Here is a 17,103-nt window from a genome sequence, read left to right on the forward strand (position 1 = left end):
ACATAACTGATGAATTTTAATATATATTTTTAATTTAAAAGTTGGTACATTAATATTTTAATGTCATTATAATTCTTCATATAAATCAGTACTCAAGTATTTTAAGCCACTATCATTAAGAGTAAGAACTATATTTTTACCTTTTTCTGAACTCTCTAATAATTTAATTGCTGCGCATACATTTGCTCCAGAAGAAAAACCTGCAAATACGCCTTCTAATTTAGCCAATTTTCTAGCTACATTAGTTGCTTCATCATCTGTTACCTGAATATAACCATCAATAAACTTTTTATCTACTAATGGTAAATCCATAGAATAACCTCCACCTTGTATTTTATGCCCTTGATCAGTTATTTCTTTGCCTGAATAAATTGCTGCTGTTGAAGGTTCAACCACATAGCATTTAATAGAAGAATTGTGCTTTTTAAGTGTTTTCGAACAACCAGCAAAAGTACTACCACTTCCAAGGAAATCTACAAATACATCAATATTCCCATCTAATTGTTTCCACATTTCTTCTGCTGTATAATATTCATGTGCATGATTACAAGCTTCTAAATTAAATTGATCTGCTCTAAATGCATTTCTTTCTTTTGCAATTTTTTGAGCCTCAACTTCTACAAGTGCTAAATCTTCTCCAGAAACTTGTCCATGAACTGAATTAGGCATTTGGTCTACAAGAACTACTTCTGCTCCTAAAGCTTTCATCATTCTTGCTCTTTCCATAGAATTTCCTTTTGACATGCATGCAATAAACTTATAACCCTTACATGCACAAGCTATTGCCAATCCTGTACCTGTATTTCCACTTGTCAATTCTACAACTGCTTGTCCATGAACTAATAGCCCTGCATTTTCTGCTTCTGTAATCATTTGTAATGCTACACGGTCCTTTTTACTAAATCCTGGATTTAAATACTCCATCTTTGCATAAATATTACCATCTACTCCAAATTCCTTCACTATTTTAGATAAGTGTAACATTGGAGTATTTCCTATTGCTTCTGTAACATTATTAAGTACATGCATCACAATTCCCCCTTAATCGATTAACTATCATCTGTTGAAAAACAATTATTTATACATTATAATGTATATTACGGATGTACAGTATATTTAACATTTAATCTATTATGCATTCATAAATTAGAAATAATGTTAAATAAATTATACATTCGTAAATTATATTTGTCAATAATTTACAATTTAAGGAGTACATATGAGTATTAATACTATTATTGCAAAAAATTTAAATCGATTACGTAATGAACGTAATTTAAGTTTAGGTCAACTTGCTGAATTATCTGGTGTAAGTAAAGTAATGCTATCACAAATTGAAAAGGGTGATTCTAATCCTACAGTAAACACAATTTGGAAGATTGCAAATGGACTAAATGTACCATACACTGCAATACTTGACCAACCACAAGATAAAACTTTTATTGTTTCAAAATCTGACATAGATGTTCAAATTTCAGAAAGTGAAGACTATCGTCTTTATTGTTATTATCCTAATACACCAACTAGAAATTTTGAATTATTTCAAATGGAATTAGAGGAAGGTCACAGTTATACATCTATTGGTCATTCTGAAAAATCTCAAGAATATATTATGATTCTAGAAGGTCAGTTAGGATTAGAAGTAAATGATTCTGTTTATCAACTTAAAGAAAATGACTCTATCTGTTTTTCAGCCGAATCAACACATACATACCATAATCAAGGAAAAAAAACATTGAAAACAGTGATAATAAATTACTATCCAGTTTAAAGATATTGATTCAAAATTAGGATGATGATTTTCTCATATAAAAAGGTGAATCTTCATAGATATGATTTATCTTTTTTGTTTTCTTACACTCTTTTTCATAATTTATTGATGATGTTACATAAATATTATTGCTACCTAACTTCTAAAACCTTGAACTCCAATGAACTATTTTTTAACTGAATAACTAAGGCTCTAATTATTAGGTATTATATACTTTACAAAAATGTTATCAAAACTCTATGAAAATACTTGTCCAATTTCTTTACAGCGAAGTGCTAAGTATTAGCAACTTCTCTATTTTTTTAACTTTCAACTGTCTCAGCTTTTTTCATTGCTATATTAATAGCTATTTCTTTAGCTACAGCATCAAGTTCATTCCATCTTCTTTTGTTTTCTTCATCAGAGATACGTGGATATATTATATAAACTTCTGTATTTTGATTAGCTATGATTTTCTCATCATATTCTATATCTTTTTCAGCATCATATTTAAATGGTTTAAATTGTTGTAGTATTTTCACAATATCACCCCTTATTATAAAATATGAGGCTATAAACTTGTCTTATACTTAATATTTTAAGATGTATTTAATTTTAAAATTCTATATTAAAAAATTGAATATAATAAAATCAATGTAAAGTGTAGTTCATAAATAAAAATAGAGTAGTTTAACCTACTCTATCCTTCTCTAATTAATAAATATAAAATTATTATTTTTGAATATTTATACCAACTTGTGATATAATAAAAGCAAGAAGAACTACAATCTATTTAGCAGTAGAGTGGAGTTCATCATAAATGATATTATTTGAATTTATGGAATTTGATTTTTAAATCAAACTCCCAACCACTCTTAGTGCCAGCTTTGAGTGGTTTTTTACATTTTCTAAATAACTTACTTATTAAGTAAACTATATAGCTAGCTAGAATACTAGCTAATATGCTCAGTAAAAAATTATCCATACATAATCACCTCCCTCCATTTTTGTTGGGAGGATAATCTTTTGTTTGTATGAACTCCACTCTATAAATTGTAGATTACATCTTCTTGCTAAAAATATTATAACATAATTTGGTAATCTATCTAATAAAAAATGTACACTTAGATATTCTAATTTTAGTTATAAATTTTTCCAGTTTTTATATCTATAAAAAACCAGCCAAAAGTTCCATTGCTATTTTTTGAATTGATTTTAACAGCATAAACATTACCACTATATATATCATCTCTAAAATCTATCATATCAACTATTAAGTTATTGATATTGATTTTATGTCTCTTCGCACATTCTTTTAATGCTATCTGTTTTGCTTGTTCCTCTGTTATACTTTCTTTATTTTTATAATCATCAGGATTACATACTTTCATATTACCATTAACATCATATGTATAAACTTTACTCATATCATTTTTTTCTACACAATATCTAACATCACCCTCTGCGCCTTGTTTGATATAAGCAAATGCATAGTACTCTTTTCCTGAAAAAGCAAAGTTTTTATCTAGTATAAATATTAAATCTTCATCTTCTGAATAATTAGGTTCATAGTAAAACTTATTTACACCTAACAATTTTTTTACTGCATTAGCAGCATCTTCTACTTTATATTGTCTTCCAGTATTAGAATCTCCTATATTTTTTGTCACATTTAAACACTGTTGTAATATACTATCACTCAAATTTCCTATAGCAGTTAATTTAGTTGTACTTTTCAATACACTTTTATTACTATCATTATCAACTAACACAATAGCATTATTTTTAGCAATAGTAGAGCCAACAAGCGCATACACTAAATCAGTACCACTTGCTATATAAAATTCTTTTACTCCACTATAAAATTTATTTATTATTTTTTCATTAGTATCATATCTATCAGTCCCGCCCAATCTAGTTGAATTAGTATCATTAACTAGTTTGTCATTCATTGATGAATTGCCACCTATTACATAACTTTCCACACCAGTTGTATTAAATGATACACTTTTTCCATCAGTTAATACTATAGCTGCTTTATCTCTAACAGCTACAGGTGCAGCACTCATTGCATCAGGTTCTCCTTTAAAAGCATTAGTCAATATTACTTTATTTACTTTGTTAATTGAATTTATTTCTTTTGCAACATCATAGCTTGTCTTAATTCTATCACTACCTTGAAGTCTTTTAATCTCTATCCCTTTATCTTTTAGAACAGTTTCTGTTGCTTTATCAATAGAGTTTTCTCCTCCGATTATATATACTTTTTTTGCCTTTTCTACTCTTTTAAGTGTAGCATTTGGTATACTATTTTTCTTAGTTAAAAGAATAGGTGCATTTGTACTACCTGCAAGCCCACTTGCAGATAATCCATCTGCCATTGTACTATCTGCATTAATCAGTATAGCTGTTGTATAGTTTTGCTTATCTGCGATAAGTCCAGCAGTTTCATATTTATCTACACCTTTAATTGTATCAATCTTATCAAGTGCATTTGCAGATATAGGGCAACTAGCAATAAACATAGATAAAGATAACCCTATTGTTAATAATTTTTTAATTTTCATAATATCTTCCCCTCCTAAATATTTTCACTTAAATTATATAACACTTTATAGAAAAAAGTTGTCATAAATTAGGAAAATTATTACTTAATATAAATATTAACTAAATTAACATTGATTATTATACATCCTTTTCATGTAGCTGAATTAATATAAAATAGTTATATAGTCTTACTAAAAATAGACTAAAAATCTATCCTCTTAAATTAGCTAATACTTTCTATATATTTTTAGATATAAATTATCTATTCAGTTATACTATAATTGTTTGCAGAATAATGAGGCGTCCACTCTATTTTTTCAAAATCCTTATCTGTATTAAACTCAAGTCTAACTTTTTGACCTTTCTTCCAAGTTCCATTTACTGATGTTGATGTTTGTGTCTCAATTATTACACCATCTTTGTCTATTAAATTTATATCTAAGTAAAAGTCTTGAAGATCTAAATCACCTGTATTTTCTACAGTAGCTTGATAAGTCTTCCAATCATATTCATCTTTTACTTTTTCAAATTTTATACCTTTTACCATAGCATCAATTTTTTCTTTTGAATCGTTTTCTTCATTTACAACTTGTGCATTGTCTTTTAATACCTTAAACTCTTTTTCATCTACTTTCAAACCAAACTTGTCAACTAAAGTCAACAATATTGTACTTCTCTCATTATAAGGCTTTTCCCAAAGTTCTGAAAACTTCAATGGGTCGTTTGAATAATATTTTATGGCTTCCTTTGAATCTTCAAGAGCTTTTATATAATCTTTTGCCAATTTACCAAGTTCTGGGCTGTCAAACTCAGCATCTTTATATTTTGATACAGCATCCATTTCTGCTTCTACAAATTTTTCATAAGCTTCATTCTGCTCTAAGTTTAATGTTCCAGCTTCTTCTTTAGATGCCAAATCCCATCTTTTTTTTAAACCTTTTCCTAAATCCTCGATAAATTGCTTGTCCTTACCTTTGCTTTCATCTTTTGAATCTCCCCCACTAGAGCATGCTACCACAGAAACTGATAACATAATTATCATAAACAAGCCTAGTATTTTTTTGAAATTACACATATAATTCCCCCTTAAAAATTGTTTTCAATTGAATTATACTATATTTACCTACTGAATGCTGTCGATTCATGCGAAATTTTCATACTATTTTTACAATTATATCAAGTTTTAATTATCATAAATTATACCCTTATATACTTAATATAATATATAATATATTCAAGGAGTGTGATTATTTATATGAGTGTTGCTATATACTTAAGAAAATCTCGTGCTGATGAAGAGGCAGAAAAACAAGGAGAATTTGAAACTTTAAGTAGACATAAATCAACCCTACTAAAACTAGCAAAAGAACAAAACTTGGATGTATCTGAGATAAAAGAAGAGCTAGTTTCTGGTGAAAGTATAATACATAGACCTAAAATGATTGAACTCCTAAAGGAAGTTGAAGAAAATAAATACGATTCCGTCTTAGTTATGGACTTAGACAGACTTGGTCGTGGGGATATGAAAGACCAAGGTATAATATTAGAAACTTTTAAAGAAAGTAAAACCAAAATTATAACACCTAGAAAAACATATGACCTAACAGATGAATTTGATGAAGAATATTCAGAATTTGAAGCCTTTATGGCAAGAAAAGAGCTAAAACTTATATCTAGACGTATGCAAAGAGGAAGAATAAAATCAGTTGAAGAAGGTAATTTCATAGGAACTTCTGCTCCATTTGGATATGATGCTGTAACAACAGGCAGAAAAGAAAGAATACTTATACCAAATAATGATGCTGATGTAGTTAGGACTATCTTTGACTTATATATTAATGAGGATATGGGTTGTAGTAAAATATCAAAATATCTAAATAACTTGGGCATTAAAACTGCTACAGGTGCTAACTGGTATAACTCTGCAATCACAAATATAATAAAAAATAAAGTTTATTGTGGATATATTCAATGGCAAAAAAAGGACTATAAAAAATCTAAAAATCCAAACAAAATAAAAACAGTTAAGCTAAGACCTAAAGATGAATGGATTGAGGCAAAAGGAAAGCATGAACCTTTAATAAGTGAATTAACATGGAAAAAGGCTCAAACTATACTCAAAAAAAATGGTCACATCAGCTATGGTAATCAAATAAAAAATCCACTTGCAGGAATAATAATTTGCAAAAACTGTGGTAGACCATTAGTACATAGACCATATGCAGACCACGACTATATAATTTGTTATCATCCTGGTTGTAATAAAAGTTCTCGCTTTGAATTTATTGAAGCTGCCATTTTAAAATCTTTGGAAGACACTGTAAAAAAATATCAATTAAAAGCATCTGATATAGACTTAGATAAAAATAATAAAGACAGCAATATAGAATTTCAAAAGCGAGTATTAAAAAGCTTAGAAACTGAATTAAAAGAATTGAGTAAGCAAAAAAATAAGTTATATGATTTATTGGAGCGAGGAATATATGATGAAGATACATTTATTGAAAGGTCTAATAATATAAGTTCAAGAACTGAGGAAATTAAAGATTCAATCAAGACAGTAAAAAATAAATTAAATACTGTTAAAAAAGATAATGCTAAAATGATAGAAGATATTAAAACTGTACTATCACTTTACCACGATTCAGATTTACTTGGAAAAAATAAACTCCTAAAATCTGTAATTGATAAAGCAGTTTATTACAAATCTAAAGAACAAAAACTAGATTCTTTTGAATTAATGGTTCATTTGAAATTACATGAAGACCAGTAATACCAATAACATATAAAGAGTAGTATGTAATGAAATAAGTCTTTTGGATATACTTGGTACAGATGTCAACTATGTTCTTGACGAAGTTGAGTTAAAAGTTCAAGTTGGAAAACTATATGAACAACTTAACAAAATCCTTACTCCTAGAGAAAGAGAAATTGTCCAGTTAAGATACGGGTTAACTCCTTATGGGTATAAAACTCAAAGAGAAATAGCACAAAGACTTGATATCTCTAGATCATATGTGTCCAGAATCGAAAAAAAAGCTCTTAAAAAACTAGAAAAAGAGCTTGTTCAAGAAAATTAATATTATATTTTTAGAAGGATATATCGTATAACATTAGACAAAACAACTTGCCTAAAAATTAAAATTACGATATATCCTTAAATTTTATAATACATGACTTTATTTTATACTTTCACATATTTCTTTAAATATAGGTATTGCTGATTTACTTTCCTTTTGAGTTCCTTCTACTAGCACAGTTATTACATACTTAGGTCTTTTCTCTGGATAAAATCCAGTTATCCAACCATGATCTATTGGCTTTTTATTCAGACTACTTTGAGCTGTACCAGTTTTTACCCCACATCCTCCTTCTAAATCCTTTAGGACTTTAGCTGTTCCAACTTTAGAAACAGATTTCATAATTTCTTTTACTTGTGTGCATACATAAGGAGAAATAATTTCTTCTTTTTTTGAAGACTTATAGGTTTTTACTGTCTCCATATCATTATTTACAAGACTTTTATATAAATATAATGGTTCAAATGTTCCATTATTAGCTATTATCTGGGTCATTTGATTTATTTGGAGTGGTGTAAATTCTATATTTTCTTGACCTATAGCTAAATTACGTATTGATATATTTTTTGGAGCTTCTCTAATTCGTTCTTCATCAAGACCAATATCAACCTTTTCAAATAAATGTAATTTTTCAGCAGATTTTAATATCTTCTCTTTACCAACTTTCATTGCTATATCTAAAAATGCTGGATTACATGAATTAGAAAAAGTTTGCTGTAAGGATTGAAGACCATGTCCATCTAGTTTATTGCATCGCAATATTTCATTACTATTTCCAACTTTAGTTTTACCTTTGCAATTATAGGTATAATTCTCATCTACAACTCCATTTTCAAGCGCAGAAAATAGCACTACCATCTTAAACACAGAACCTGGCGGATATGTCGATTTTATGACTCTATTCTCAAATTCTCCATTTTTACTCTTTAAACTCTTTGCTATGTTATTTTGGTCAAAATTAGGTCTAGAACACATAGCAAGAATTTCACCTGTAGATACGTCTGAAATCACTGCTGCTGTTGGATTTTCTTCTTTATTTAGTATTTGCTCTAAATTTTTTTGAATATCATAATCAATAGTAGTTTTTAAATGTTTATCTTTATCTTTTTCATCAATTGTTTTTACACTTCCCTTTAAAATATTTAGAGATTTTTCGTTTCCCGCATCTCCTGCTTTAAAGGCACTTATATATTTTTCATTTGAGTTTCTAAGCACACTATCCATACTTTTTTCTATCCCCAATTGACCTGATTTATCATCATCTTTTATATAACCTATTGTATGTGATAATAAACCATCCTGTGAATATCGCATAGTCTTTTCTTCTAACATTATACCATTCTTCTCAAGTTGTTTTTTCATGCTCTTATCAATATTTTCGGTCTGAATTTGTATTATAGGATGTGCCAATTGTTCTTGTATAATTTTATATATTTCCAAATCATCCATCTTCGTAGCCTTCTTAACAAGTTCCAGTATTTTATAGTTGTTATTTAATTTTTCTTTCTCAACAACTAAAATCTGAACTTTACTTGTATCTGTAAGTTTCTTATTATTTCTATCATAAATTATGCCTCGTCCACTATTTAACTCTACTTTCTCAACACTCTGAGATTCAACATTTTTTTTGTACTTATCACCTTTTAATACCTGTATATCAACTAGCCTATATATTAAACCACTATAAATTATTAAAATTATAGTAAATATATACCAGCTTCTCTTTCCCACTTTTTTAAAAAATGGAGTCTTTTTTTTTGACATGAAATCACCCCTTAGATAATTTCATTATTGACAATTTCTAAGGGGCTAATACTATTTTTATTAAATTTTTATTACTCTTCAACTTTTTCTTCTATAACTTTTCTAAGCATATAATCTTTCTCAACTTTTACAGATAGTTTTAACTTAACTATCTGTCTAGGGTGAGGAGCTGATTCTATAGGCTCTCCTTCTTCGTTGTACATTTTTTCTATTTTAGTAAACATAGTTTCTTTATAAGGTCCCATAACTTCTATTTCATCACCAACACACATTTTATTTCTCTGTTCAACTACAATAAGCCCATTTTCATCCTCTGTCTCTCTAACTATACCTATAAAATCATAGTTTCTAACATATGATGCTGATTGATAATTTTGGTCTTCTGTTGTTGGCTTATTCAAGTAAAAACCTGATGTGAAATGTCTATGACTCCCTTTCTTCAACTCTTCCATCCACATAGGATTAAATTTCCAGTTCTCAGGGTCCTTATAAAATTCATCTATTGCCATTCTATATGCTCTTACAACTGTTGCTACGTAATACGATGTCTTCATTCTTCCTTCTATTTTTAAGCTTGTTATACCAGATTTAATTAATTCTGGTATGTATTCTATCATACACAAATCTTTTGAGTTAAAAAAGAATGTACCTCTTTCATCCTCATATATAGGGAAATATTCACCAGGTCTTTTTTCTTCAACTAAATGATATTGCCATCTGCAAGATTGAGCACAAGAACCTTTGTTTGCATCTCTTCCAGTCATATAATTACTTATCAAACATCTTCCTGAGTAAGAGATACACATAGCTCCATGCATAAAAGCTTCTATATCCATATCTAAAGGTGTTTTAGCTCTTATTTCAGATATTTCATCAAATGATAATTCTCTTGCCACTACAACTCTTTTTATTCCATGTTCATACCAAAAATTGGCACTAAGATAATTAGTTGTATTTGCTTGTGTACTTAAATGTATTTCCATATTTGGAATTACTTTTTTAATTACACTAAGAACACCTGGGTCAGCTATTATAACTGCATCTATTCCTATCTCTTCTAACTCCAATAAATAAGCTTCTAATTGTAGGAAATCTTCATTGTGAGGTATTATATTTACTGTTACAAAGACTTTCTTCCCTCTCTCATGTGCAAAAGCTACACCTTCTGCCATATCTTCTTTACTAAAGTTTTTTGCAGCAGACCTCATTCCAAAGATTTCTCCACCTATATAGACAGCGTCTGCTCCATATGTTATAGCTATTTTTAATCTCTCCAAATCACCTGCTGGAGCTAAAAGTTCAACTTTATTTAATTCCATCTACGTCACCTCTTTTACTTTCTTTATAACTTAATGCCACACCATCTCCGATTGGTATCAATGATGTACTCAAATAATCACAATTACATATATAATCTAAATAATTTCTCATTCTTTTTACTATGGTTTTCTTTCTTCTTACAACAAAATCATCATGTGCAACCATTCCTTTATATAAAATATTATCAGAAACTAATAGTCCACCATCTTTTAGCTTATCTATAACTAAATCAAAAAATAGCTTGTATTGACCTTTTGCTGCATCTATAAATATAAGGTCAAATTCACCTTGGATTTGACTCAATTTTTCTTCTGCATCTCCTTCTAGTATAGTTATGTTATTTTCAAATCCAGCTAATTTTATATTTTCTTTTGCTTTTTCTATCATTTTTTCGCTTCTTTCAACAGTTATTATATCTGCACCTTTTCCTATGATTGTTGCAAAGAAAATAGAAGAATAACCAATTGCACATCCTACTTCTAAAACTCTTTTCGGCTTTTGAATCTTTAATAAAACTTTTAACAAGTCTGAAACTTCTTTGTGTATTATAGGAACACTATTTTCTTCAGCATAAATTTCCAAATCTTTTAAAAGTCCTTCTTTTTCTTTTAATGTTACTCTTATATAATCTTCAACCAAGTCATTAACTATATTACTCATAAAAACACTCCCTAAAATAATAAACATCAAAATTTTGTCTTAATTTATTATTTTTTAAATTCATATTGCTCTGTATATTTACACTTTCTTTATTATAAATCTAAGAATAACAATTTTCAATAAAAAAGCCCAACATTATTCTTACCCTGTTAGACTTTTTATAATCATTGTTTATTTTGTGGTATTTTCATTATTTGTTGTTTTTGTATCTTTACCTTGTTTATCTCTCGCTTCCTTGTACTCTTTAACATATTTTAAATGGTCTTGATAGTTTGTACTATAGTTATTTCCTCCATCAATCTTTGCTACAAAATACAAGTAATCTGTTTTATCTGGATAAAGTGCTGCCTCAATAGATTTTATACCAGGATTTGATATTGGTGTAGGAGGTAATCCTTTATTTTTGTAACTATTATATGGTGAATCAATTTTTAAATCATTATAAGTTACAATTTTCTTTCTTTCTTCAAATATATATTGTATTGTTGCATCTGATTGAAGAGGCATACCTACTTTAAGTCTATTGTAAAATACACTTGCAATTATTGGTCTATCTTTATCAAGTACAGCTTCTTTTTCAATTATTGAAGCCATCTCCATTACTTCTTGAAGAGTCATCTTTGATTCTTTTTGTTTCTTTTTAAATTTGTCTGTATATTTACTATCAAATACGTTTAACATTTCATTTAAAATATCTTCCTCTGATTGTTTCTTTGAATTAAAATAATATGTTTCTGGATACAAAAATCCCTCTAAAGAAGTTATTCCATCTTCTTTTAAGAATGTAAACTTGTCATAAAACTCTTGAGGTTTTTTTATTAGATTTTCAAAGGTAGTTTTATCTCCTAAGTTTTTATTTACTAATATTGATATAATTTCTTTAGATGTAGACCCTTCTGGAATAGTTACTTTTACACCATCATGATATATTTTTCCTGAAGCTAAAAGGCTTATTATATCATTATTTGAATACGATTGATTAAGTAAATATGTTCCTGATTTTATAGATGGTGCCTTATTACTTATTTTTACTATCAATTTAAACAATAATTCATTTTTTATTAATTTATTTTCATATAGTGTGTCAGATATTTTTCCAACTGATGCTCCACTTGGAATGTCAATAATTACATCTTCTTTGTTATTTTTGTCATAAGGACCTATTTGCATAGACACAAATATACCTACCACAACAATTAAAATAACAACTATTAATGCTACTATTTTCAATCTATTTTTTTTAAAATTCATAATATAATCTACTCCTTATGTATATTTGTCCATTTTCTATTATAAAACTAAGCACTGTAATTTTCAATCATCTTGTCGAATAAACTTATTTATATTATAAAAAAATACTTTAAAATATATTTTTATTATTATATATTTAATACTTCTCAAACTTTTCAAAAAAATAAAAAACCTAACACTATTTTTAACATGTTAGGCTTTTTATAATCACTTTTTCTAAAATTTTTTAATTTCATCTTTAGTTACAATACCATATACTAATTTATTTTTTTCTATTTCTTCATCTACAATAGAATATGAATTGACGAATCTATCCTTTGCTAATGTAAGTTTTTTCTCATCATCATAGTGCATATGTGCTAAAACTTCACCCTTTTTTACATAATCTCCAACTTTTTTTTCTAAAATTATTCCTGCTGATAAATCTAAAATATCATCTTTAGTTTCTCTACCAGCTCCAAGAATCATAGCTGATATGCCTATATCTTCTGCCTTAATCTTACTTATATACCCAGATTTATCTGATTTGATTGGATACTTATACTTTGATTCTTTAAATAGAGAATAATCATCAACTATATCTTTATTTCCACCTTGATTTTCTATGAACTCTTTAAGTTTATCTATAGCTCTACCAGATTTTATTGATTCTTGTATCTTTTCAATACCATCATTAAAGTTACATGCAACTTTTGCTAAAACCAGCATATATGCTCCTAAAACTTCACATAATTCAACAAGGTCTTTTGGTCCATTTCCTTTTAAGGTTTCAATTGCTTCTATAACCTCTAAAGAGTTCCCAACAGCAAAGCCTAGAGGTTCATCCATATCTGTCACAATTCCTATGGTATCTTTATTCATACCAACACCTATATCAACCATAGCTTTTGCCAATTCAAAAGACTCCTCTAAAGTCTTCATAAATGCCCCATTTCCAGTTTTCACATCTAATACGATTGCATCAGCTCCGGAAGCTAGCTTTTTAGACATTACACTAGATGCTATCAATGATATATTGTCTACAGTTGCTGTAACATCCCTAAGAGCATAGATTTTTTTATCTGCAATTGCTACCTTTGCACTTTGACCACAAACTGCTATTTTATGCTTGTTTACAGAATCAATAAATTTATTTATATCCATTTCTGTAGAAAAACCTGGTATAGCTTCCAATTTATCAATAGTTCCTCCAGTATGTCCGAGACCTCTTCCAGACATTTTTGCAACTGGTGCTCCACATGAAGCAACTAAAGGAATAAGAGCTATTGTAGTCTTATCTCCGACACCACCTGTACTGTGTTTATCTACTTTTATACCCTCGATATCTGAAAGCTCTATCATATCACCAGAGTGCATCATTGCCTCTGTAAGATATACAGTTTCTTGTCTATTCATCTTATTTAAATAAATAGACATTAATAGTGCAGAAGCTTGATAGTCAGGTATATCTCCTTTAGAATAGTTTTCTATAAAGTAATTTATCTCTTCTTTGCTAAGTTCTAAATTATCTCTCTTTTTTTTTATAATATCATACATTCTCATACTTGAAATCTCCATTCTAACCTGTAATAATGTAAATAAATTTATAAACATATTTATATATTATAATATTATAAAAAACTGTCTCTTATTAGAAATACTTTTCTATATCAAGACAGCTCCTTATTAATTATTTTCAAATTGTACATTATCTATTTTATAATAAATTTACTTAAATCCTCTATAAATTCTTAACTGTACTCTTAACTAAGTTCAAAAACTCTGATTTGACTTTTTGAGTAGTTTGTATAACTTCTTCATGACTTAATGGTTGATTTAAGATACCAGCAGCCATATTAGTTATACAAGATATACCAATAACATCAATATTAGAATGTGCTGCTACTATAACTTCTGGAACTGTTGACATTCCAACTGCATCAGCCCCCAATATTTGAGCCATTCTTACTTCTGCTGGTGTTTCATAATTGGGTCCACTAAAGAACATATATACACCTTCTTTTACATCTATATTGTATTCTTTAGCACACTCTTTAACTATATCTATATATTTACATGAATATGCATCTGACATATCTGGAAATCTATCTCCAAGTCTATCATCATTTTTTCCTACTAATGGATTACTACCACTAAAATTTATATGGTCTCTTATAATCATCAAATCCCCTGGTTTAAATTGCTTATTTACACCACCAGCAGCATTAGTTACTACAATAATTTCGACTCCAAGAGCTTTCATAACTCTAACTGGAAAAGTGGCTTCTTTTTGAGAATAACCTTCATAGTAATGAAATCTTCCTTGCATAGCAATTACTTCTTTTCCTGCAAGCTTTCCAATAACAAGTTGCCCAGCATGTCCTTCTACTGTTGAAACAGGGAAATTTGGAATTTCGCTATATTTAATTATGACAGAATCTTCTATATCATTTGCTAAATCACCAAGCCCAGAACCTAATATTAGACCAACTTTAGGCTTTATATTAATTTTAGAATTTATAAATTTACTACTTTGTTCTATCTTTTCAAACATTCCAATCCCTCCATTCATTCTATTAAGATAATTTTTATTAGCTTATATATTTATCTTCTATTTAATATTTAAAATAAATCTTTTTTAAAACTCGTTCCATGTTTAGACAGTTTTACATCCAATATATCTGCAACAGTTGCTCCAATATCAGCAAAAGTATCTTTTATTCCTAAATTAAATCCTTTTTTAATCTTACTACCATAAATCATTACTGGAATATATTCTCTTGTATGGTCTGTACCTTTATATGTTGGGTCATTTCCATGGTCTGCATTAATTATAAGAATATCATCTTCCCTCATATTGCTCATTATCTCAGGAAGCCTATTATCAAACTCTTCAAGTGCTTTCTTATATCCTTCTGGGTCTCTTCTATGACCATATTTTGAATCAAAATCAACAAGGTTTGAATATATCAAGCCTTTATTATCTTGTTTCATATATTTTAAAGTTTCATCTACTCCATCCATATTACTTTTAGTATGAATAGCTTCTGTAATTCCTTTACCATTAAAAATATCTTCTATTTTTCCAACAGCTAATACTTCAAGACCTGATTCTTTTATATTATCAAGTACAGTTGGTTCAAATGGGTCCAGTGAATAATCTCTTCTATTTGAAGTTCTAACAAATTCACCTGTTTTTTTACCTATAAATGGTCTGGCAATTACTCTAGCCACTGCATTATCACCCATCATTATTTCTCTAGCTATTTTACACATACTATACAACTCTTCTAGTGGAATCACCTCTTCATTAGCTGCTATTTGAAATACACTATCAGCTGAAGTATATACTATTACATCTCCAGTTTTTATTTGATGTTCTCCATATTCATCAATTATCACAGTCCCTGAAGCTGGCTTATTTCCTACTACTTTTCTTCCAGTTTTTTTCTCAAACTCTTCTATAATTTCTTTTGAAAATCCATGTTCAAATGTTTTAAAAGGTTTATCAACTATTATCCCAGTCATTTCCCAGTGACCAGTAGTAGTATCTTTTCCTTGAGACATTTCTTTACATTTTCCAAAGCATCCTATTGGCTCTTTTTCATCTTCAAAAAAATCTACACCATCTATATTTCCTATACCTAATTTTCTCATATTAGGAATTTGTATTTCTGGATATTCTTTAAATATATTTCCAAGAGTACTTACATCCTTACTGTCTCCAAAATTTTCAGCATCAGGTAATGCTCCTATTCCAACACTATCAATTACAATCCAAATTACTCTGCTCATATAAATATGCTCCTTTTAAATTATAAAATTTGCTATATAGTCTATTTAGCTTCTACTTTTTGTAACTCTATATCAATATCATTTCTAGGATGTTTTTCTTTTATTTCTCTTCTCACGTTTTTATCTATGTGGTTTAAATATACTTGTAAACTAGACAAATTAACATTTCCTAAGATTTTACTTACAACAGCAATGTTAGCACCTTCATTCAAAAGATGAATAGCAAATGAATGTCTAAGCATTGTAGGATTTATGTTTTTATCTATATTAGCTAAATTAGAATATTTTTTTATAACTTTCCAAAGACCTTGTCGTGTGAATCTTTGTCCTAATGAACTTACAAATAATGACTTTTCACCTTCTACAGCTATTTTAGGTCTTGCTTCTTTTAAATATTTATCTAAATAAAGTTTTGTAATATCACAAAGAGGTATCACTCTTTGGCTTTTACAGCATGAACTACAATATATATAGTCAATATCCAAGTCAACATCGTCTACATTCATATCTACTAGCTCTGATACTTTTATACCTGTACCATATAATACTTCAAAAATAGCCTTGTCCCTAATTAATTTAGGTGTTGTTAACTTAGGAAAATTTAATAATCTTTCAATTTCTTCTTCTGTAAGTATATTTATATTTTCTTTTTTTACCTTAGGTTTTTTTATATCCTTTGCAGGATTATTTGTACATACATGATTTAAAAATAAATAATCATGAAAAGATTTTATAGATGATATCATCCTTGCTATTGTAGCTATTGATACATTATCTTTTTCCAACTTTATTAAATAACTTATAATATCATTTTCTACTATATCTACTAGTTTAATGCTTTTTTGATTTATATATTCCATATATTTTTTTATATCCATAAAGTATGATGCCACTGTGTTCTCTGATAATTTTTTTTTATCTTTTATGTAATCTATATATCCCTCTATAATATCCATT

At 28.3% G+C, this 17,103-nt stretch carries 16 protein-coding genes; 3 read left to right on the plus strand and 13 right to left on the minus strand.

Going from position 1 to position 17,103, the window contains the following annotated elements; genetic code table 11:
* Window positions 1-66: 66 nt before the first annotated feature.
* Window positions 67-1,029 carry a cysteine synthase family protein gene (locus tag JJC01_14550; GenBank protein UDN57386.1) on the minus strand — a complete coding sequence of 321 codons (963 nt, stop codon included), beginning with the start codon at window positions 1,027-1,029 and terminating at the stop codon, window positions 67-69.
* 190 nt (window positions 1,030-1,219) lie between these two features.
* Here JJC01_14550 and JJC01_14555 point away from each other — a divergent pair, with 190 nt between their 5' ends.
* On the plus strand, window positions 1,220-1,771 hold the full coding sequence (locus JJC01_14555) for a helix-turn-helix transcriptional regulator (protein ID UDN57387.1): 552 nt from the start codon (window positions 1,220-1,222) through the stop codon (window positions 1,769-1,771).
* A 302-nt stretch (window positions 1,772-2,073) separates the two neighbouring features.
* Here JJC01_14555 and JJC01_14560 read toward each other — a convergent pair whose 3' ends face one another.
* The 4 genes from JJC01_14560 to JJC01_14575 form a co-directional block, all read right to left on the minus strand.
* The gene (locus JJC01_14560; GenBank protein UDN57388.1) at window positions 2,074-2,292 is read right to left on the minus strand and encodes a hypothetical protein; all 219 of its coding nucleotides are present in this window, start codon (window positions 2,290-2,292) and stop codon (window positions 2,074-2,076) included.
* Window positions 2,293-2,576: 284 nt separating this feature from the next.
* Entirely contained in the window at window positions 2,577-2,735 is a 159-nt protein-coding gene (locus JJC01_14565; GenBank protein UDN57389.1) for a hypothetical protein, read from the minus strand.
* A gap of 154 nt (window positions 2,736-2,889) precedes the next feature.
* Window positions 2,890-4,317 (minus strand): cell wall-binding repeat-containing protein, encoded by a 1,428-nt coding sequence (locus JJC01_14570; GenBank protein UDN57390.1) that lies wholly within the window; start codon window positions 4,315-4,317, stop codon window positions 2,890-2,892.
* Window positions 4,318-4,559: 242 nt separating this feature from the next.
* The gene (locus JJC01_14575) at window positions 4,560-5,372 is read right to left on the minus strand and encodes a hypothetical protein (protein UDN57391.1); all 813 of its coding nucleotides are present in this window, start codon (window positions 5,370-5,372) and stop codon (window positions 4,560-4,562) included.
* Window positions 5,373-5,552: 180 nt separating this feature from the next.
* Between JJC01_14575 and JJC01_14580 the strand changes: the two genes are divergently transcribed.
* Both JJC01_14580 and JJC01_14585 read left to right on the plus strand, forming a co-directional pair.
* The gene (locus JJC01_14580) at window positions 5,553-7,070 is read left to right on the plus strand and encodes a recombinase family protein (protein ID UDN57392.1); all 1,518 of its coding nucleotides are present in this window, start codon (window positions 5,553-5,555) and stop codon (window positions 7,068-7,070) included.
* 34 nt (window positions 7,071-7,104) lie between these two features.
* Window positions 7,105-7,377, plus strand: coding sequence for a sigma-70 family RNA polymerase sigma factor (locus JJC01_14585; GenBank protein ID UDN60188.1), 273 nt, complete (start codon window positions 7,105-7,107; stop codon window positions 7,375-7,377).
* A 99-nt stretch (window positions 7,378-7,476) separates the two neighbouring features.
* Here the strand turns inward: JJC01_14585 and JJC01_14590 are convergent, their stop codons facing one another.
* The 8 genes from JJC01_14590 to JJC01_14625 form a co-directional block, all read right to left on the minus strand.
* Window positions 7,477-9,141 (minus strand): penicillin-binding protein 2, encoded by a 1,665-nt coding sequence (locus JJC01_14590; protein UDN57393.1) that lies wholly within the window; start codon window positions 9,139-9,141, stop codon window positions 7,477-7,479.
* A 71-nt stretch (window positions 9,142-9,212) separates the two neighbouring features.
* Window positions 9,213-10,460, minus strand: a complete 1,248-nt coding sequence (locus tag JJC01_14595) for a U32 family peptidase (protein UDN57394.1) — start codon at window positions 10,458-10,460, stop codon at window positions 9,213-9,215.
* On the minus strand, window positions 10,447-11,121 hold the full coding sequence (locus JJC01_14600) for an O-methyltransferase (protein ID UDN57395.1): 675 nt from the start codon (window positions 11,119-11,121) through the stop codon (window positions 10,447-10,449). The genes JJC01_14595 and JJC01_14600 overlap by 14 nt, the downstream gene beginning before the upstream one ends.
* Before the next feature lie 171 nt (window positions 11,122-11,292).
* The gene (mltG, locus tag JJC01_14605; protein ID UDN57396.1) at window positions 11,293-12,372 is read right to left on the minus strand and encodes an endolytic transglycosylase MltG; all 1,080 of its coding nucleotides are present in this window, start codon (window positions 12,370-12,372) and stop codon (window positions 11,293-11,295) included.
* 216 nt (window positions 12,373-12,588) lie between these two features.
* Window positions 12,589-13,914, minus strand: a complete 1,326-nt coding sequence (locus JJC01_14610; protein ID UDN57397.1) for a pyrimidine-nucleoside phosphorylase — start codon at window positions 13,912-13,914, stop codon at window positions 12,589-12,591.
* 178 nt (window positions 13,915-14,092) lie between these two features.
* Complete coding sequence (locus JJC01_14615) at window positions 14,093-14,905, minus strand: purine-nucleoside phosphorylase (protein ID UDN57398.1); 813 nt, start codon at window positions 14,903-14,905, stop codon at window positions 14,093-14,095.
* 68 nt (window positions 14,906-14,973) lie between these two features.
* Window positions 14,974-16,146: a phosphopentomutase gene (locus JJC01_14620; GenBank protein ID UDN57399.1), complete on the minus strand. Its 1,173-nt coding sequence runs from the start codon at window positions 16,144-16,146 to the stop codon at window positions 14,974-14,976.
* Between the two features lie 41 nt (window positions 16,147-16,187).
* Window positions 16,188-17,102: a tyrosine-type recombinase/integrase gene (locus JJC01_14625; GenBank protein UDN57400.1), complete on the minus strand. Its 915-nt coding sequence runs from the start codon at window positions 17,100-17,102 to the stop codon at window positions 16,188-16,190.
* Window position 17,103: the final 1 nt, after the last annotated feature.

The organism is Clostridioides sp. ES-S-0010-02, from assembly GCA_020641055.1.
GTDB lineage: Bacteria > Bacillota > Clostridia > Peptostreptococcales > Peptostreptococcaceae > Clostridioides.